At 41.7% G+C, this 17904-nt stretch carries 19 protein-coding genes, 1 tRNA gene and 1 other annotated feature; of the genes, 1 reads left to right on the top strand and 19 read right to left on the bottom strand.

Annotated features, from left to right (window positions below; genetic code table 11):
- Nucleotides 1-160: 160 nt before the first annotated feature.
- The 17 genes from clpX to ACFVS1_RS03445 all read right to left on the bottom strand — a co-directional run bounded on the left by clpX (nucleotide 161) and on the right by ACFVS1_RS03445 (nucleotide 16561).
- A complete protein-coding gene (gene clpX / locus ACFVS1_RS03525) occupies nucleotides 161-1429 on the bottom strand; it encodes an ATP-dependent protease ATP-binding subunit ClpX (RefSeq protein WP_101222811.1) in 1269 nt (422 codons plus the stop codon).
- A gap of 431 nt (nucleotides 1430-1860) precedes the next feature.
- Nucleotides 1861-3153, bottom strand: coding sequence for a trigger factor (gene tig, locus ACFVS1_RS03520; protein ID WP_387545138.1), 1293 nt, complete (start codon nucleotides 3151-3153; stop codon nucleotides 1861-1863).
- Nucleotides 3154-3337: 184 nt separating this feature from the next.
- Nucleotides 3338-4372: a tetratricopeptide repeat protein gene (locus ACFVS1_RS03515; protein WP_387545136.1), complete on the bottom strand. Its 1035-nt coding sequence runs from the start codon at nucleotides 4370-4372 to the stop codon at nucleotides 3338-3340.
- Nucleotides 4373-4537: 165 nt separating this feature from the next.
- Nucleotides 4538-5137 (bottom strand): 3-isopropylmalate dehydratase small subunit, encoded by a 600-nt coding sequence (leuD, locus tag ACFVS1_RS03510; protein WP_387545134.1) that lies wholly within the window; start codon nucleotides 5135-5137, stop codon nucleotides 4538-4540.
- A 28-nt stretch (nucleotides 5138-5165) separates the two neighbouring features.
- The gene (gene leuC, locus ACFVS1_RS03505) at nucleotides 5166-6575 is read right to left on the bottom strand and encodes a 3-isopropylmalate dehydratase large subunit (protein ID WP_387545133.1); all 1410 of its coding nucleotides are present in this window, start codon (nucleotides 6573-6575) and stop codon (nucleotides 5166-5168) included.
- A gap of 70 nt (nucleotides 6576-6645) precedes the next feature.
- Entirely contained in the window at nucleotides 6646-7758 is a 1113-nt protein-coding gene (gene leuB, locus ACFVS1_RS03500; RefSeq protein WP_387545132.1) for a 3-isopropylmalate dehydrogenase, read from the bottom strand.
- A 15-nt stretch (nucleotides 7759-7773) separates the two neighbouring features.
- The gene (locus tag ACFVS1_RS03495; protein ID WP_137020101.1) at nucleotides 7774-9309 is read right to left on the bottom strand and encodes a 2-isopropylmalate synthase; all 1536 of its coding nucleotides are present in this window, start codon (nucleotides 9307-9309) and stop codon (nucleotides 7774-7776) included.
- Complete coding sequence (gene ilvC, locus ACFVS1_RS03490; protein WP_352919417.1) at nucleotides 9296-10324, bottom strand: ketol-acid reductoisomerase; 1029 nt, start codon at nucleotides 10322-10324, stop codon at nucleotides 9296-9298. Before ilvC ends, ACFVS1_RS03495 begins: the two co-directional genes overlap by 14 nt.
- A gap of 61 nt (nucleotides 10325-10385) precedes the next feature.
- Nucleotides 10386-10898 (bottom strand): acetolactate synthase small subunit, encoded by a 513-nt coding sequence (gene ilvN, locus ACFVS1_RS03485; protein ID WP_101222819.1) that lies wholly within the window; start codon nucleotides 10896-10898, stop codon nucleotides 10386-10388.
- A 3-nt stretch (nucleotides 10899-10901) separates the two neighbouring features.
- The gene (gene ilvB / locus ACFVS1_RS03480; protein WP_352919414.1) at nucleotides 10902-12617 is read right to left on the bottom strand and encodes an acetolactate synthase large subunit; all 1716 of its coding nucleotides are present in this window, start codon (nucleotides 12615-12617) and stop codon (nucleotides 10902-10904) included.
- A gap of 115 nt (nucleotides 12618-12732) precedes the next feature.
- Nucleotides 12733-12991, bottom strand: a binding site (T-box leader).
- 300 nt (nucleotides 12992-13291) lie between these two features.
- Nucleotides 13292-13660, bottom strand: a complete 369-nt coding sequence (locus tag ACFVS1_RS03475; protein ID WP_387545130.1) for a M15 family metallopeptidase — start codon at nucleotides 13658-13660, stop codon at nucleotides 13292-13294.
- Nucleotides 13660-13791: a hypothetical protein gene (locus ACFVS1_RS03470; RefSeq protein ID WP_387545129.1), complete on the bottom strand. Its 132-nt coding sequence runs from the start codon at nucleotides 13789-13791 to the stop codon at nucleotides 13660-13662. The genes ACFVS1_RS03475 and ACFVS1_RS03470 overlap by 1 nt, the downstream gene beginning before the upstream one ends.
- Before the next feature lie 154 nt (nucleotides 13792-13945).
- On the bottom strand, nucleotides 13946-14221 hold the full coding sequence (locus ACFVS1_RS03465; protein ID WP_101222823.1) for a GNAT family N-acetyltransferase: 276 nt from the start codon (nucleotides 14219-14221) through the stop codon (nucleotides 13946-13948).
- 452 nt (nucleotides 14222-14673) lie between these two features.
- Nucleotides 14674-15033 (bottom strand): YidH family protein, encoded by a 360-nt coding sequence (locus ACFVS1_RS03460; protein ID WP_352919409.1) that lies wholly within the window; start codon nucleotides 15031-15033, stop codon nucleotides 14674-14676.
- 43 nt (nucleotides 15034-15076) lie between these two features.
- Nucleotides 15077-15250 carry a hypothetical protein gene (locus tag ACFVS1_RS03455; RefSeq protein ID WP_387545128.1) on the bottom strand — a complete coding sequence of 58 codons (174 nt, stop codon included), beginning with the start codon at nucleotides 15248-15250 and terminating at the stop codon, nucleotides 15077-15079.
- 174 nt (nucleotides 15251-15424) lie between these two features.
- Nucleotides 15425-15787 carry a GIY-YIG nuclease family protein gene (locus ACFVS1_RS03450; protein WP_352919406.1) on the bottom strand — a complete coding sequence of 121 codons (363 nt, stop codon included), beginning with the start codon at nucleotides 15785-15787 and terminating at the stop codon, nucleotides 15425-15427.
- Nucleotides 15788-15805: 18 nt separating this feature from the next.
- Complete coding sequence (locus ACFVS1_RS03445; RefSeq protein ID WP_387545127.1) at nucleotides 15806-16561, bottom strand: DUF2087 domain-containing protein; 756 nt, start codon at nucleotides 16559-16561, stop codon at nucleotides 15806-15808.
- 275 nt (nucleotides 16562-16836) lie between these two features.
- Between ACFVS1_RS03445 and ACFVS1_RS03440 the strand changes: the two genes are divergently transcribed.
- Nucleotides 16837-17097 carry a hypothetical protein gene (locus ACFVS1_RS03440; RefSeq protein ID WP_387545126.1) on the top strand — a complete coding sequence of 87 codons (261 nt, stop codon included), beginning with the start codon at nucleotides 16837-16839 and terminating at the stop codon, nucleotides 17095-17097.
- A 285-nt stretch (nucleotides 17098-17382) separates the two neighbouring features.
- Here the strand turns inward: ACFVS1_RS03440 and ACFVS1_RS03435 are convergent, their stop codons facing one another.
- The gene (locus tag ACFVS1_RS03435; RefSeq protein ID WP_352919397.1) at nucleotides 17383-17583 is read right to left on the bottom strand and encodes a hypothetical protein; all 201 of its coding nucleotides are present in this window, start codon (nucleotides 17581-17583) and stop codon (nucleotides 17383-17385) included.
- A 177-nt stretch (nucleotides 17584-17760) separates the two neighbouring features.
- Nucleotides 17761-17834, bottom strand: a tRNA-Arg gene (locus ACFVS1_RS03430).
- Nucleotides 17835-17904: the final 70 nt, after the last annotated feature.

Below are 17904 nucleotides of genomic sequence, written 5' to 3'. Positions count from 1 at the left end.
TCCTAGTTTGTCATTTCTGTTAGTATCTCCTTTGGAAGGGCGAAATTATCCAAGAAATTCGTGTTGAAAATTTGGCGCTTTTATCCTAAATAACAACAATTTGAAAAAAAGACAAAAAAAGACTGCCAGATAAACTGGCAGTCTTTTTATTCCTTATAAATCAAGCAGATGTTTTCTTTTCTTGTCCTTTGATGGTTGTTCCGTCTTTAAGGACGAGCTTTGGAGATTCATTTTTCGAAATCGTGCTGCCTGTGATTACACATTTTGCAACATCATCACGTGAAGGCAGGTCGAACATCACTTCAAGAATGATTCCCTCGATGATGGATCGCAGACCACGTGCACCAGTTTTACGTTCAATTGCCTTTTTAGCAATTTCACTTAGCGCTTCCTGTTCGAATTCCAATTCAACATCGTCAAGCTCAAGCAACTTTTGATATTGTTTAACAAGGGCATTTTTCGGCTTTGTAAGGATTTCAATCAACGCAGCTTCATCCAATTGCTCAAGAGTCGCAATTACCGGAAGACGACCGATGAATTCCGGAATTAATCCGAAACGAAGCAAGTCTTCAGGAAGGACTTTTGAAAGCAATTCTTTTTCTGCAACATCATCCTTTTTCACGTCAGAGCCAAAGCCAATGACTTTTTGACCAAGACGGCGTTTGATGATCGGTTCGATGCCATCAAAGGCACCGCCGCAGATGAACAAAATATTGGTCGTATCGATTTGGATGAATTCCTGATGTGGATGTTTACGTCCACCTTGAGGCGGAACGCTTGCAACCGTTCCTTCAAGAATTTTCAATAAAGCTTGTTGCACACCTTCACCAGACACGTCACGTGTAATAGAAGGATTTTCCGATTTACGGGCAACTTTATCGATTTCATCAATATAAATGATGCCTTTTTCCGCTTTTTCCACATCATAATCAGCGGCTTGGATCAGCTTTAGAAGGATGTTTTCGACATCTTCCCCAACATATCCAGCTTCCGTCAATGAAGTGGCATCAGCAATCGCAAAAGGAACATTCAGTAATCGTGCCAATGTTTGCGCAAGAAGGGTTTTCCCGCTTCCCGTCGGTCCAATCAGGGCGATATTACTTTTAGAAAGCTCCACATCGTCGACTTTGCTATTGGAATTGATACGTTTATAATGGTTGTAAACAGCGACAGCCAAAGATTTCTTTGCCTGTTCTTGTCCAATCACATATTCGTCAAGAATTTCACGGATTTCCATAGGTTTAGGAACATCTCTGAATTCTACTTCTTCATCAGTGCCCAGCTCTTCTTCGACGATCTCCGTACAAAGTTCTATACACTCGTCACAAATATAGACACCTGGACCAGCAACCAGTTTACGGACTTGTTCTTGTGTTTTACCGCAAAAAGAACATTTTAACTGTCCTTTTTCATCATTAAATTTAAACATGTACGTTCACCCCTTTAAATACTCTTCCAACTCTATTACATAGCGGTACCCAATCGTAATGAAAAAAAACTTGGCACACATCTACTTAAGCATTCCAAAATCCCTAGCATGTTTTGCATTTTATCATGTTCTTGGAAGTTTAGTAACAAAAATGCTCACGCGTCCGAGTTGTTAAATAAGTACAATAATCAATCAATATGTATTTGCACTTTACCAGTATGCCCAAAACTTTGGATTTTTAAAAGCAGGATTTGCTGTATAAATATGTATATGCGGTATTAGAACTAATCTACACTGAAATCCAAAAAAAATCAATCAGGAAATAACCGATATTTGAAATTTACACTAATTCTCAATATGTATAAAACAAGGCACGATTACTCGCGCCTTGTTTTTTTAAGGAAATATTTAAATCTACTTATTTATAAAAATTATTTTGCGTCAACTGTTTTGCTGTTTTCTACCAAGAAGTCAATTGCTTTCTTAATTTTAAGATCGCCTTTGATTCCATCTAAGTTTCCAAGAGCTTGTTTGATCGCGTCAACTTCCATATTGTACATAGTAGCCATTTGTGCAAGTTCAGCTTCTACATCTTCGTCAGTCGCTTCAAGTTTTTCAACTTCAGCGATTGCTTCAAGAGTTAGGCTCGTACGAACTTGTCCTTCAGCTTCTTCTTTCATTTGCGCTTTTAAAGCTTCTTCGTCTTGACCTGAGAATTGGTAGTAAAGTTCCAAATTCAGCCCTTGAGATTGAATGCGTTGAGAGAACTCATTCATCATGCGGTCAACTTCATTTGAAATCATCGCTTCAGGAACGTCCATTTCTGCGCCTTCAACAGCTTTACCGATTACAGTGTTTTGAATGAAGTTTTCTTCTTCGTGTTGTTTGTCATGCTCTAATTTATGTTTTGTCTTTTCTTTAAGTTCAGCCAAAGTTTCCACTTCGTCGTCGACATCTTTCGCGAACTCATCATCCAGCTCAGGAAGTTGTTTTGTTTTGATTTCGTGGATTTTCACTTTGAATACTGCTGGTTTACCTGCAAGTTCAGCAGCATGGTATTCTTCAGGGAATGTAACTTCGATATCTTTTTCAGCGCCAGTTTCAAGACCGACAAGCTGCTCTTCAAATCCTGGAATGAAAGAGTTTGAACCGATTTCCAATGAATGGTTTTCTGAAGCGCCGCCTTCGAATGCTTCGCCATCAACGAATCCTTCAAAGTCAAGAACAACTGTATCGCCTTCAGCAGCTTGTCCTTCTTCTTTAACGACAAGCTCAGCTTGACGCTCTTGTAAAGTTTTCAATTCGTTTTCAACATCTTCGTCAGTTACTTCAGTATTGAATTTTTCAACTTCAACACCTTTGTAATCTCCCAATTTAACTTCAGGCTTAACCGTTACAGTTGCAGTGAAAATCAGGTTTTCGCCTTTTTCCATTTTCTCGATGTCGATTTCTGGACGATCTACAGGCTGGATTCCAGCTTCTTCGACAGCATTTGCATAAGCATCTGGAAGAATGATATCAAGCGCATCTTGGTAAAGTGATTCTACGCCGAATTTTTTTTCGAACATTTGACGTGGCATTTTACCTTTACGGAAGCCAGGTACATTTACTTGTTTCACTACTTTTTTGAAAGCTGCGTCTAAACCTTCGTTTACTTTTGCAGCGTCAACTTCAATTGTTAGTACGCCTTGATTACCTTCTTGTTTTTCCCATTTTACAGACATGTGTTTCCCTCCAAAAAATCTATATACTTCAATAATAAGCATTGGATGAATATGCTTTGCAAGTGTTAACAAGTCATCCTTCAAATATACCCAAAAAATATTGGGGAAATCGTCAAAATTAGACGAATATACATTACAACCACTACATTATACCACAGGATTAATCTGTTACAACAGCAATAGCTTAAATAATGGGATAAGAAATTTCTTCAATTTCTTTTATATAGGAAAGAATATCTTCAATGCTTTCCTCTTCAGCCTGGTACAGGTCCGCTAAGTCCCTACCGAAAACTTCCCCGGTCATGTATTCTTCGGCCAAGGCATGGTAGGCAGCTGCCCATGCAGGCAAGCTTTCAGGTCCGGGTTCTAAAGGGAACAATAAAAAAATATGGCGTTCAATCAAACTATGGACCATTTCAAATAAGCTCGGATTATCCTGACTGATTTCCGCTTCGGCCAGTCCGGTTAACTTCTTATAGAAGTCCGTCTCCTTCAAACTTTTCAATTCACTTGGTATGACCGACTTCGATTGATTGAATTTCCTCAACGTCACTTCCCCGTTATATTCCTGGTCGATAAGGATGTTAAGGAGCATCGTTTTAAAGAAAGGGTGTCCCTCATCTTTTTGCAGAAATTTTTCGATTTGAGGGATAAATGGTCGAATATTGATATTCGTGAGTTTTGAAATGACCATTAGCATTTCATTATCCGTTTTCCCTTCAAAAAGTTCATCCTCCTGCAATTCCTCCGAAAGCTGCTGATTTTGCCTTTCCTTCTCCTCTTTTTTATCCTCAAGTGCCCTTTTACTGAACTGAAGCATCTTTTCGAAATGTTCCTCTTTATCAAAGGGAATTTGACTTTCTTCAAATAGCAGTTCGATCGTCGTGACCATTTCCTGATGCTCGCCTAATTGCAGCAGTACCATCAAATAAATATTGATCAGTTGAAAATAGTCACCGATGCCTTTGTTCAGCATCTCTATACACAACTCTTTTGACTCCTTGTAATGCTCAAGTTCGACCAGAGAGACCACTAGCCCCATGCAAACTTCATCATTCTCTGGCTCATACTCCCTGGCTTGGCTGAAAAGCTGTGCAGCCGCTTTAAAGTTTCTGTTTCCAAGCTCATCCAGTCCCTTTGCAATCAACCTTTCACCGAGATTTGGAAAGGCGATAATCTTGGTTTCTCCGGCCTTCTTTGGGTTTTTCTCATTATCCATCCTATTTTCCGCCTCACCGTTCGCTTTTTGAGAAACAGTTTAGCATGTAATAGCAGGAAACACAAAATTTATATGGGCGGATGAATACCTTTCTTTTTTTCCCAGATAAAAAAATCCCGCATCCTTTCAAATTAAGAAAGGAGAACGGGATATGACCTTCTTCTATTAAATACTCGAAACAGCCTTTTTTTGAGATTCATAGGCAGAAATCTCTTTATCATATTGAAGCGTTATCGAAATTTCATCCCAGCCTTTAATGAGCATTTCCTTCCAATATGGATGAATTTCAAAGCTTGTTTCAAACCCTTGACCATCATTCAATGTCTGATTGGGAAGGTCGATCGTCAACTCATAGTCAGGTGCGGACACTCTTTCCATTAAATAGGTTACTTCAGCCTGGGTTAAAGCGATGGGGACCATGCCATTTTTCATGCAATTACTTTTAAAGATATCAGCATAAGACGGAGCGATGATGATATCGAATCCGTAGTCTTTCAATGACCAAGGGGCATGCTCACGCGAAGAACCGCAGCCAAAATTTTCTCCTGCTATTAAAATGGACGTGTTTTGATTATGAGGCTGATTCAATTCAAAATCAGGACGTTTCTTTCCATTTTCATCAAAACGCCAGTTGTAGAATAAAAATTCGCCAAATCCGCTTCGCTCAATCCGTTTTAAAAATTGCTTTGGAATGATTTGGTCTGTATCCACGTTTTTACGGTCAAGCGCCGCCGCTCTTCCTTTATATATAGTAATGGGTTCCATTCTATGCACCTCCGGTTAATTCGTATTCTTAATGGACTTGTTCCGTTCTTTTCAAATTCCTAATATCGACAAATTTCCCATGAATGGCGGCCGCGGCAGCCATAGCCGGACTAACCAGGTGCGTTCTTGCTCCAGCGCCTTGCCTGCCTTCGAAGTTCCGATTACTTGTGGAGGCGCAATGCTCACCGGCCGGAACAACGTCAGGATTCATGCTCAGGCACATACTGCAGCCCGATTCACGCCATTCGAAGCCTGCAGATTTGAAGATTTCATCCAACCCTTCATCTTCCGCTTGCCTTTTGACGTTTTGTGAACCGGGAACGACCATCGCCCGAACGCCTTTTTGAACAGTTTGACCTTCAATCATTTCTGCAGCTTGCCGTAAGTCCTCAATGCGCGAATTGGTACACGATCCTATGAAAACATGTTGTACGGGAATTTCCGTGATTGGCATGCCTTCCTTAAGACCCATATACTCAATGGCCCGATTCAATTCCTTGGGATCCATGATATCTTCCGCGAAGGTAGGCACTTTACCGTCCACGCCACTAGCCATTCCAGGATTCGTCCCCCAGCTCACCATTGGTGGAATCAAATTGCCATCAAGAGTGATTTCTTGGTCATAAACAGCATCCTCATCACTGGAAAGTGACTTCCAGTCCTGCACACATCGCTCGAACTCTTCTCCTTTCGGCAAATATTTACGACCTTTCAAATAAGAGAACGTTGTTTCATCGGGTGCTACCAGCCCCGCTCTTGCCCCGCCCTCGATCGACATATTGCAAACCGTCATTCTCTCTTCCATCGACATATCCCGGAAAACTTCCCCGCAATACTCAATGATATGTCCAGTACCGAAATTGACGCCGAATTTAGAAATCACATATAAAATGACATCTTTCGCCATCACACCATGACCAAGCTTGCCAGTAACCTCAAGCTTTAATGTTTTCGGTTTAGTTTGCCAAAGGGTTTGTGTGGCCAGAACATGCTCGACCTCACTCGTACCGATTCCAAACGCAATCGAGCCAAACGCACCATGTGTGGAAGTATGGCTGTCTCCGCAGACAATGGTCATCCCTGGCTGTGTAAGCCCTAATTCCGGCCCGATAACGTGAACGATACCTTGATCCGGACTGTCTAAATCAGCAAGGCGGATACCGAACTCCTTACAGTTTTGCTCAAGCGCCTCTAGTTGTTTCCTCGCAATATCATCCTCGATGAAATAGCGATTAACGGTTGGCACATTATGATCCATTGTCGCGAAAGTACGGTCAGGTCTCCTGACTGTGCGTCCTTTTAATCTCAACCCTTCAAATGCTTGCGGAGAGGTCACTTCATGAATATATTGAAGGTCTATATAAATTAAATCCGGTTTATTCTCCTCTTCATTTACAATATGGCGATCCCATATTTTCTCTATTATTGACTTTCCCATCACTATCCCACCTCGATCAATTCTGTATTTTTTTAAAAAACACGGCCTAATGTTAGGCCGTGAAAGAAGTTTATGCGTAAGCTCCCATGATGTTGGAAATGGCTTCCTGGTCTAAAAGATTTGCTTTTATTTCTGCAATCATCTCTGATGTGGACGTAATAGTTGGTTGGCCATTTGCGATATCGCCTGTTCTTAAGCCATATTCAAGGACCGTTTCCACCGCCTGCTCAACGGCTTTCGCCTCATCTTCCAAACCAAAGGATATACGCAGCATGGAAGCCGCTGACAAAATCGTCCCAATCGGATTAGCCAGGTTTTTGCCTGCGATATCCGGGGCGGAGCCATGAATCGGTTCATAAAGATTAGGCCCATTTGTTGATATGGAGGCGGAAGGAAGCATTCCAAGCGAGCCAGTCAATACCGACGCTTCATCGCTTAAAATATCACCGAACATATTCTCCGTCACGATAATATCAAATTGTTTAGGGTTCTTGATCAATTGCATGGCTGCATTATCAACAAGCATATGTTCAAGGATTACATCCGGATAGTCCTTGGCAATTTCTTCAGCCGTCTCACGCCACATCCTGCTGGATTCAAGCACATTCGCTTTATCCACGGAAGTTACTTTTTTCTTGCGATCCGATGCTAATGCAAAAGCAAGTTCAATGATGCGCTTCATTTCGCTTTTCTGGTAGAAAAGTGTATCCACGACCGCCTCTTTTCCTTCTTTTTCAACGCGCTCACTTGGCTTTCCGAAATAAAGGCCGCCAGTCAGTTCCCTGACAATCACGAAATCCACATCTTCAATGAATTCCTTTTTAAGAGGAGAAGATTCCGACAAGCTGGAATAATAGCTGATTGGACGGATGTTGGCATAAAGATTCAAATCTTTTCGGATTTTCAGCAAACCGCGTTCCGGCCTTAGGTGCGCAGGCTGGTCATCCCACTTAGGTCCTCCAACGGCCCCTAATAATACCGCGTCGCTGTTTTTACAAATCTCCACTGTTTCATCCGGCAGGGGTGAACCTGTGTTATCGATGGCCCCGCCGCCAATCTCACCATATTGAAATTCAAAATCGTGTCCATATCTTTGGGCAACGGCTTCGAGGATTTCTACAGCGCCTCTAGTTACTTCTTTCCCGATGCCATCTCCTTGAAGCACCGCAATATTCCTTTTCATCGAAATCTCCCCTTCCTATTGTAATACTGCTTTTTCTTCCAGTTCCTTCATGATGATCACACGGTTCACAGCGTTCAAATACGCTTTGGCGGATGCTTCCAGGACGTCCTGATCAAGACCCCTGCCGCTTGTTTCTACACCGTTATAATCAATTTTCACAAAAACTTGAGCAAGGGCATCCATTCCGCCGCCCACCGATTGAATTCGATAGTCCAGCAAGCTGATCTCGCTGCCCAAACATCTTTCAAGCGTGTTATATAAGGCTTCTACACTTCCTGCACCTGTAGCCGCTTCCTGAATCTCTTCATTGTCGCCTTTTTTCAGTGTGACCGTCGCTGTCGCCGTCTGATGGGTACCATGGGAAATCTGTAAGGAAATCATGTCATAAAAACTGATATCCGTCGCTTTCTCTTCAAGCACCAGCGCAACGATATCTTCATCCGTCATGTTCTTTTTATTATCGGCCAATTCCTTGAACTGAATGAATAATGAGTTCATTTCCTCATCCGTTACCGTAAAATTCAACTCTTGTAATCTTTCTTTGAAAGCATGGCGTCCTGAATGCTTTCCTAAAACTAGTGAATTGGACGAAACCCCGACAAGTTCAGGTGAAATGATTTCATATGTCGTTTTTTCTTTTAACACGCCATCCTGGTGTATGCCAGATTCATGTGCGTATGCATTGGCACCAATAATGGCTTTATTAGCAGGTACTTGCATTCCCGTAAGGCGGCTGACCAAATCACTGGTTCTTTTTATTTCATTCAGTACAAGACCCGTTTCCGCTTGATAGAAATCTTTACGGATGTAGAGTGCCATGGCCACTTCTTCAAGCGCCACGTTTCCGGCACGTTCACCAATTCCGTTGATTGTGCCTTCGACTTGCGTAGCTCCGCCTTCGATGGCAGCCAATGAATTGGCCGTCGCCATTCCAAGATCGTCATGGCAGTGTGCGGATAAACTAACTTTATCAATAGAAGGAACATGTTCACGAAGGTACCTGAATATGTTTCCGTACTCGATTGGCGCTGCATATCCAACAGTATCCGGGATGTTAATGACCTTGGCACCAGCTTGAATGACCGCTTCAACGATTTCAGCCAAATAGTCAAGTTCTGTACGGCTTGCATCTTCTGCAGACCATTGTACGATCGGAAAACGCGCTGCCCCGTACTTGACCATCTCAACTGCCTTTTCAATCACTTGCTGCTTCGACATTTTCAACTTATATTCACGATGAATGGGCGAAGTGGCGATGAAAGTATGCAACCTTGGTTCTTCCCCGCCCCTTAATGAATCCCAAGCTGCATCGATATCTCCTTTTACAGCACGCGCCAGCCCTGTGACAGAGCTGTTTTTGATTTTGCGCGCGATTTCCTGTACAGAGTTGAAATCTCCTTTGGATGCTGCCGGAAAACCGGCTTCGATAATATCAACACCCAATCTTTCAAGCTGATAAGCAATTTCAAGTTTTTCGGTAAAATTCAAATTTACACCGGCTGATTGCTCGCCATCTCGAAGTGTAGTTTCAAATATATTAATTTTTCGCAACGGCTACCACTTCTTTCTCTTTTTGTTGAGGTTTTACGAATGGCATCATTTTTCTTAATTCACGGCCAACCACTTCGATTTGATGTTGGTTTTCACGATTATTGATCGCATTGAAGACTGGACGATTCGCTTGGTTTTCCAAGATCCATCCTTTAGCGAACTCACCGTCTTGGATGTCTTTCAAGATCGCTTTCATTGCCTCTTTCGTAGTTTCCGTCACAACGCGTGGTCCAGAAACGAAATCTCCCCATTGAGCTGTGTCAGAAATGGAATAGCGCATGTTTTCCATACCGCCTTCATACATAAGGTCGATGATTAATTTAAGTTCATGCAAACACTCGAAATATGCTACTTCCGGTTGGTATCCAGCTTCTGTCAAGGTTTCGAATCCAGCTTTCACAAGGGCAGTCAATCCGCCGCAAAGTACGGCCTGCTCTCCAAATAGATCCGTTTCCGTTTCTTCCTGGAATGTAGTTTCCAAACCGCCAGCTCTTAGAGAGCCGATTCCCCGAGCGTACGCAAGGGCCAAATCTTTTGCTTCACCCGTAACATTTTGATAGATGGCGAATAATGCCGGCACCCCTGCACCTTGTTCATATGTACGGCGAACAAGATGTCCCGGACCCTTCGGAGCGACTAATAATACATCTACGTCTGCCGGAGGAACGATTTGATTGAAATGGACGTTGAATCCGTGTGCGAACATTAACGCTTGGCCTGCACGCAATACCGGTTTGATTTCTTCTTGGTATACTTTCGGCTGAGTTTCATCCGGTAATAGGTTCATGATCACGTCTGCCTGTTCAGCTGCCTCTTTCACCGTGTAAACATTAAAGCCGTCTTCCACCGCTTTATCGAAGGATTTACCTTTCCTGATTCCAACGATTACATCTACACCGCTGTCACGTAGGTTTTGTGCGTGTGCGTGTCCTTGTGAACCATATCCGATGACCGCTACCTTTTTATTGTTGAAGAAATTCTCGTTTGCTTCTGCGTTATAATATACTTTTGCCATAATAATTACATCTCCCTTTTCATCATTGTTTTTTGTTTTTGTTTTTGTTTTGGTTTTGGTTTTATACGATTGTCGCACTCTTAGCGTGTGCAATTTGCATTCCACGCGGGATGGCGGCTGTCCCTGTCCTTGCCAATTCCTTGATGCCATATGGCTTGATCAGTTCAATGAAGGCTTCGATTTTATCCGATTCCCCTGTGATTTGAACTGTCAGGCTATCTTTACTGACATCAATAACTGAAGCTCGGAAGGGTTCGATGACTGAATAAATCTCGGCTCGGGTTTGTGTTGTCACCAATATTTTAATGAGTGCAAGTTCCCTCGCCACAATCGATTGATTCGTAATATCATATACTTTCAAAACATCGATCTGCTTATTCAATTGCTTGGTGATCTGTTCAATGACAGCTTCGTCATCAACATCGACCACAAAGGTCATCCTTGAAATGCCATCCTGTTCGGAAGGTCCGACAGTCATGCCTTCAATGTTATAATTTCTTTTCGTGAACAGGTTCGTAATCCGATTCAGGACGCCAGGCCTGTTGTTCACGGTGAGGCTAAGAATTCCCTTCATTGATTAAACTCCTTCCATTTCATCAAGCCCTTTTCCTTGCGCTACCATCGGAAAGACATTTTCGTTTTGTTTTACCCGGAAATCAATCAACACTGGACCATCAGTCTTTAACGCTACATCCAGGCAGTTGCTTGCTTCTTCCTCCGTCGTCACTTTGTATCCCGGAATTCCATAAGCATCGGCCAATTTCACGAAATCCGGATGCGATTGAAAAATACTGTGTGAGAAACGTTTCTCATGAAATAGTTCCTGCCACTGTCTTACCATCCCTAGTGCCCCGTTGTTGACGATGATGATTTTGATTGGCAGATTCATTTCGGCAATGACTGAAAGTTCCTGCAGGCACATCTGGAATCCACCATCCCCCGAAATGGAAAGCACCGTCGCTTTCGGATTCGCCAGTTGCGCTCCGAGAGCCGATGGTAAGCCAAAGCCCATTGTCCCCAATCCACCGGAAGTGACCCATGAATTCGGTTTGTTAAATGGATAGTATTGCGCTGCCCACATTTGATGCTGTCCAACATCCGTCGTAACAATGGCTTCCCCATTCGTTTTTTCATGAAGCATCTGGATGACCCGCTGAGGTTTCAATACGCCTTCTTCATCGGTATAACGTAATGGGAACTCTTCATTCCATGCAGTCAGCTGTGTTGTCCATTCATCAATTTCCGGTTTCTTGCCATTTTGCACAATCAACTCCGCCAGCGCTTCCTTGGCACTTCCGACGACCGGAATTTTTGTCGGCACATTTTTACCGATTTCCGCTGGATCAATATCGATATGGGCCACCGTTGCATGCTGTGCGAATTTCGCTAGGTTCCCAGTCAATCGATCATCGAACCTGGCACCGATATTGATTAATAGATCACATTTCGCTAACGCCATGTTTGCTGCATAGCAGCCATGCATACCACCCATTCCGATAAAGAGAGGATGTTCCGCCGGAAAGCCCCCAAGACCCAATAAAGTGTGGACGACGGGAATGCCTTGCTGCTCGACATATTCCTTTAATAGATGGGAGGCCTTTGCATGCAGGACACCTGCTCCTGCAAGAATGACCGGTCTTTTCGCCCCGCTTACAGCTTCAACAAGCTTTCTGATCTGTAAGTAATTCGGCTTGGTCGTCGGCTGATAGCCCGGGAGATTCATTTCTGGCTCCTCATCAGTCGATACACCTTCTATAATGGCCATATCCTTAGGTATATCGATTAATACTGGACCGGGACGGCCGCTGGAAGCGATATAAAAAGCTTCTTTTATAATGCGCGGAAGGTCTTCCGGCCGCCTTACCTGGTAGTTATGTTTTGTGATCGGGGTAGTAATCCCCAGTACATCAGCTTCCTGGAATGCATCTGAGCCAATTACACTGGTAGCTACCTGACCCGAAATTACCACAAGCGGTAAAGAGTCAATCATTGCATCGGCCAAACCGGTGACAATGTTCGTTGCCCCTGGACCGGATGTGACGATGACCACCCCTGGCTTCCCGGTAATCCTGGCGTATCCTTCCGCTGCATGTATCGCACCTTGCTCGTGCCTTGTCAAAATATGAAAAAGTTCTGAACTGTAAAGCTTGTCATAAATCGGCAATACAGAACCTCCCGGATAACCAAAGATGACTTCAACATTTTCCTTTTTCAATGCATTCAGCAGAAATTCGGCACCACTATAATGTGTCTTTCCACTTTTCCGATCAGCAACAACTGACTTTTGTGTCATTTCGTAAAAAACCTCCTTCGCTTTTCTATTGAATATTTCCTAAGATTCAGAATTTTCAGCTTTTTATGCATACAAAAAAGCCTTTTCACCCCAAATGTACTTGCACTCGGCAAGTTAAAGGGGTGAAAAGGCTTGATGAGCCACTCCACGGTACCACCCTTTTTCGCATGAAACTCCATGCGCACTTTGAATAGCCTACACTATTCTCTGTTTTGGTAACGGGTACTGGTACGCACCCGTTCAGCCCTACTAGTCTGACGTTCAAGCTGAAACTCCAAGGTGAGTTCATCTTTCGGGACAATACCGGCTCTCAGCTACCCGGCTCTCTGTGACTGCCTTTTTAAAAGACTACTTATCCTCTTCAATGCTTTTCGCATTATTCATATTTTTCAAAACGCTTATGTTTGATGTCTTGTATTTGTGATTATCTTACGTGTATTTCAGGTAGTAGTCAACAGGTTTTTTGAAATTTTTTGATAATTCTAAATTGGAAGATTTATTGTATCCGCTTACATACCTATCATGACCACATTCTATAAAAAAGTTTTTTCAATATTTAATTTTTAAAAGCGTAAGATATCTCATTGAAATTATTAAAGTGATAACGAACTTCTCCACTGAAATATCGCCGCACTACCCACATGATGCCAGTCACAAGATTCTCAAATAGCGGATCATCCATTTTCCCGTTCACTGTTTGCTGAAGCCACTCTTGATACAAGATTCGGCCTCAATCCCTTTTGAAGATCTCTCGTGGATAAACAGCCTGACATTCCAAGATGCGGAAAATCACGGAACAATTCAAAATCCCCTCCCCAAACAAGTCGTAGGGATTTCGCTATGACTGCCACCCTTGTCCGCTTTTCGCCCTCTGTCCATAATGTCCGCTTGCCGTCATCACTAATAATGACAAAATCTACAGCAAGTCCATAGTTATGCAAGGACTGGCCCGCTCTGGCATAAGTCACGATTGGCATTGATTTATTCGTTCTGACTCGTTCATATAATTCATTTTGTTCTGGGAAACTTCGATAACCAGCCATTATTTGAACAAAAACCCCCGCTTCATAGCTAATTTAATCACTTCAAGTATCGTCTCGTTCACGACCGGGTTCATACCGCCTCCCATATTTTCCTTTGCGCGATTCAATAGGGTTTGTAATTTGATGGCCATCCTGGCACCTCCCCTATATTACATGCGAACAACACTGTAGGCGGAAAGGCGTTTACTATTTTTTTCTTGGAAATTGAAGGGGTGAAGATTATCAAAAAAAATGACAAAGGGCTGAACACAGGTGATATGAATCCCCCTGGTCCAGCCCTCTGGTTCATTTAGCCAATACATCCTCGTATTCTTCATTTTTTTCAAATTGTTTTTGAACGAACGAACATACCGGAACAATCTTCAGTTTTTCCTCCCTTGCGAATCCTATTACCTTTTCAACAAGGGCATTTCCTACCTTTTGCCCGCGCAGCTTGTCAGAAACAACGGTATGATCGACCGTGATTTCATCATCACCTGATTTAAAGAATGTAATTTCCGCTAATTTCTCACCAGATTCTTCGACAAAAAAAGAACTTTCACCCTTTCTGATATCAACCATGTTAATGACCTCCTTTTAGTTCCTCTTTATCATATCTCACCAAATCGAAATTAAACAAATATTTAAAACGGGATTGAAATTGAATAAAGTAAAGTACTTTCAAGAGTTTTTAAAGCTGGCATTGTCCATGTGAAGTTTATTCACAAAAGGATGATGGCTGGCCTGATAAATATTTTTCCTAGGATGGCAAAAGACAAAACTTGATCGACCTTTGCCTTGAAGCTGAGCTGATATACCCTTCCGCTAAAAACTAAGTTTTCCCTTGGCTGACGTGCACAAATTGCTTTTAAAAGATTTTAATTATTCTTTCATACCCAAAATGAAATACAGTATTTTTCAAGCTTTCGTTTTTTAATTGCATTTAATTAATGGAAGAAATCTTACCATGATAATGTAAGAATAAGTATATAATAGTAGAAACTGAAAAAAACTGCCCTATTTTTAGGACAGTTTTAAACTTTTATGAACATAAAATATAAAATGATCATCGATAACAATATGACCATAAATACAGCGATTAGAATTACGTGCGCACTTGAAGGCCGGAACGTCCCTTCATTGATTTGCCTCTTCTTCTGAAGATAACCGAATGTCGCCAGAACTGTAATCACAAGGCCCAATGCACACGCAAACATCCCAAGCACGATACTGATCAAGTCAATCCGGGCATCCCGATGCACACCAATCGTAAAATGCAGGCTTGTCGCAAGAAAACCAACCCCCACTATCGCAATCACCGTTCTTATCCACGCTAAGAAGGTACGTTCATTAGCCAGATGCTGCTGGGCATATTTCAATTGATCTTTCTCCATGTCATCACCTTAATCGCAGATTTTAATCAACCTTAAAAATCAGTCATCTTTTCAGGAGCGAAAAGGCCCTGAACATAGACCCGACAAACATTACCCCCGCACCGCCGAGCAATAAATACATACACAGAGTTTTATCAATAACATCCAAAGGATAAAGTAAGGCCCCCAGCGCTATGATTGCTCCTATCCCCGTTATGGTCCATCCTATTTTTTTCATTCGCAACTCCTAAAATTAATTATTAGTGAAGGTCCTCCACGGGTTTCCCCCTATTTCATAAACAGGACCCTCATTATTAGCTTAAACCATTTAAAAACTTACAACAAGTGAGAACCCCCTGATTATTTTCCCACAAAAAAAGAGCCACAAACGACTCCTTGTTTTAAAGGCCATTTACAAGTCAGTGGATTTTTTTCTATTGTATCCCCGTTCTTCGTATGGCTGTATTTTTTCCATCCACATTTCTTCAAGTTTTTTCAATTCCCGTTTAACATCAAAAAATCCTGTATCTTTCGGCTTCAATACTTCCAGTACCTCAAAAGAAAAAGCATCTTTCCCATATTGGTTCCACTCACCTTGCAGCACTTTATTGGTGTTCGTTCCGACTTCCAATTCAAATTGCTTTCCCTTCAACGTCTTTAAATTCCTGGTGCTTCCGATAAAAACTTTATTATTTACCGTATTTCTGATTTGGTACACACCTGCTTCAACTTTCGTTTCTTTATATAATTGCTTCAATTCTTTTTTACGATCCATCTTTCTTGCCTCCAGTCATCATTTCTTCAGCCAATATTGGCTCCCATCAGGCTTTCTATCCAAGAATCCATATTCTATTAAATATCTTCTCAAAAGAACATGATCATGATAAACGGTACCCAATATTTGATTGATTTCTTTTTCTTCGTATTTCCGTTCATTTTCAAAACGATTCATAATTTCTTGGAGAATGATCAGCCTTTGTTTTTCCTTCGGCGGGAAAGACTTTAATGCATCCTGACTGCCTTTAGGGAAGTATTTTTTCAGTACAGTCACCTTTTCATCCTCGGTAACGTTATAACGATCATCAACCATCGTCGCTTTTTGATGAAGCGGGATAAATGCCGGGGCATGTTCATCTTTATCTTTCAAAAGTTCCATCAGGGCTAAAAACAACTTAGCCTGACGCTCTTTCTCTTTCAACACAAAACGATGATTCCGAATGGTGGACGGACTGCCAATCCCCATTTCCTCCTGAACTTCAGCATCATTCTTCCCTTGGTAAAATAGACGAAGAAGGCGGTTTTGATGGTCCGTGAGACCTGTAAGTTTTTTATCCAGATTAATCAAATATTCAAAAACGGAGCTGTGTGCATGTTCAATATGAATTCGCATATACCTCTTTGCTTCATAAAGAACCCCATCTTTCGGATATACGACCCCCTTTTCAACTGCATTTCCGCACAGCAAACAAACAAATTGGTTCTCCCCTTCTATATACCCTTGTTTAAGCTCATCCTGAGAGGCGTTCCAAAACATTTCAGCGTCCTTCATAAAACAAACACTTCCCTATAAAGTTTATAATATAATAAACATAATATTAATTCGTTTGCATTATGTCAATGTTTTTTCTAATTTAATTCCAGCAAATCATCCAAAGATGCGCTTGATAGCCAGAGGGGCTTCATAACGCACAGCCGGCAGCCGAAGACACCATCCATTAGTAGATTCCCATGGTACTATGCCGATATAATATATGGAATAATAAGCGAAATTCCCCCAATAATATGCTATATAAGCGTGAATAAGCTTTAGAGGAGGATATATTATTGAAAAATGAAAACGATGCGATTGTTCCATCAATCCATAACACCGATTTACACAAGGCATTACAACATTTATCCGAACAATTCATGGTATCACTACCAGAATTACGCGATACGATTGAATTACTTATACAAAACCAATCAAGTGGGATGCAGCTTAGTTTAGAAGATGATAAAAGTTCACCCGTCGAAGAATTGAATACAGCAATAATCAAAAACCGTGAAATCATTAAAAAAAATCTCCAAACATTAAATAGAATTTGATATAGAAAAAAGGCATCCGATCATGGATACCAGAATTTGTAGATAAACTCGATAATCATTGATTTTTGTAAAATTCGAACGTTGCTTCCACTCTAAGCACTCGCTTTCCGCGGGCGGTCCGGAAGCCTCCTTGGCGCCCTTTGCGCCTGTGGGGTCTCACACACCCGCTCCAATCAACTTTACTTTAAAATTTAGATACAAACTCAGGCATCCAATCATGGATGCCTGAGTTTGTGGAGCATATGAAATTCCTAATATTAGTTCTTCGTTGGAGCTCATTAAGTATTAGCTAGGCACAAACTTAAGTATTCCTTCCAGATAAACACCCTGTTCTTTTTGCGTGCATTCCCTCAACTTGATTCTTCCTTCTTTTTCTAACTCCTTGGCTAATTGGACCACTTCTGTTCCATCTTCGGTTATTTCGACTGAGAAGAAATTGCCCCGAGTGGAAGTTTGAATGAACTTGAATAATCTATCTTTATTCATTTAAACATCTCCTTATTTATAACAAGTTCGACATAAAAGGTCATCCACCTGCGATAAAAATAAAAAACTTCTTGTCGTCTTATGAAAAAAGGATAGCTAATTGAAATGACCCTCATTGACTTAAGCCAAAAGTAAAAAAAGCCAAAACCTTAAAAGGTTTTGGCTTTTTTTACTTAGTGTCCCAGGAGAGATTCGAACTCCCGACCGACGCCTTAGAAGGGCGTTGCTCTATCCAGCTGAGCTACTGAGACGTTTATGATATAAGTTGCGGTAAAACTTATGTATTACCTTAACTGTTCCCTTAGGACACTTCTTATTATA

It is taken from the genome of Peribacillus sp. NPDC058075, assembly GCF_042885195.1.
GTDB lineage: Bacteria > Bacillota > Bacilli > Bacillales > DSM-1321 > Peribacillus.
Note: the sequence above shows the minus strand (reverse complement) of the source record. Positions and strands in the feature narration are given on the sequence as shown.

Bases quoted from the DNA above. Each gene is read 5' to 3' on its own strand.
- leuB (WP_387545132.1), bottom strand. From the start codon at position 7,758: ATGAAAAGGAATATTGCGGTGCTTCAAGGAGATGGCATCGGGAAAGAA.
- ACFVS1_RS03515 (WP_387545136.1), bottom strand. From the start codon at position 4,372: ATGGATAATGAGAAAAACCCAAAGAAGGCCGGAGAAACCAAGATTATC.
- ACFVS1_RS03475 (WP_387545130.1), bottom strand. From the start codon at position 13,660: ATGGCTGGTTATCGAAGTTTCCCAGAACAAAATGAATTATATGAACGA.
- ACFVS1_RS03455 (WP_387545128.1), bottom strand. From the start codon at position 15,250: ATGAAAAAAATAGGATGGACCATAACGGGGATAGGAGCAATCATAGCG.
- ACFVS1_RS03470 (WP_387545129.1), bottom strand. From the start codon at position 13,791: ATGGCCATCAAATTACAAACCCTATTGAATCGCGCAAAGGAAAATATG.
- ilvC (WP_352919417.1), bottom strand. From the start codon at position 10,324: ATGGCAAAAGTATATTATAACGCAGAAGCAAACGAGAATTTCTTCAAC.
- ACFVS1_RS03460 (WP_352919409.1), bottom strand. From the start codon at position 15,033: ATGGAGAAAGATCAATTGAAATATGCCCAGCAGCATCTGGCTAATGAA.
- clpX (WP_101222811.1), bottom strand. From the start codon at position 1,429: ATGTTTAAATTTAATGATGAAAAAGGACAGTTAAAATGTTCTTTTTGC.
- tig (WP_387545138.1), bottom strand. From the start codon at position 3,153: ATGTCTGTAAAATGGGAAAAACAAGAAGGTAATCAAGGCGTACTAACA.
- leuC (WP_387545133.1), bottom strand. From the start codon at position 6,575: ATGGGAAAGTCAATAATAGAGAAAATATGGGATCGCCATATTGTAAAT.
- ACFVS1_RS03445 (WP_387545127.1), bottom strand. From the start codon at position 16,561: ATGAAGGACGCTGAAATGTTTTGGAACGCCTCTCAGGATGAGCTTAAA.
- ilvN (WP_101222819.1), bottom strand. From the start codon at position 10,898: ATGAAGGGAATTCTTAGCCTCACCGTGAACAACAGGCCTGGCGTCCTG.
- ACFVS1_RS03450 (WP_352919406.1), bottom strand. From the start codon at position 15,787: ATGGATCGTAAAAAAGAATTGAAGCAATTATATAAAGAAACGAAAGTT.
- ACFVS1_RS03465 (WP_101222823.1), bottom strand. From the start codon at position 14,221: ATGGTTGATATCAGAAAGGGTGAAAGTTCTTTTTTTGTCGAAGAATCT.
- ACFVS1_RS03435 (WP_352919397.1), bottom strand. From the start codon at position 17,583: ATGAATAAAGATAGATTATTCAAGTTCATTCAAACTTCCACTCGGGGC.
- leuD (WP_387545134.1), bottom strand. From the start codon at position 5,137: ATGGAACCCATTACTATATATAAAGGAAGAGCGGCGGCGCTTGACCGT.
- ilvB (WP_352919414.1), bottom strand. From the start codon at position 12,617: ATGACACAAAAGTCAGTTGTTGCTGATCGGAAAAGTGGAAAGACACAT.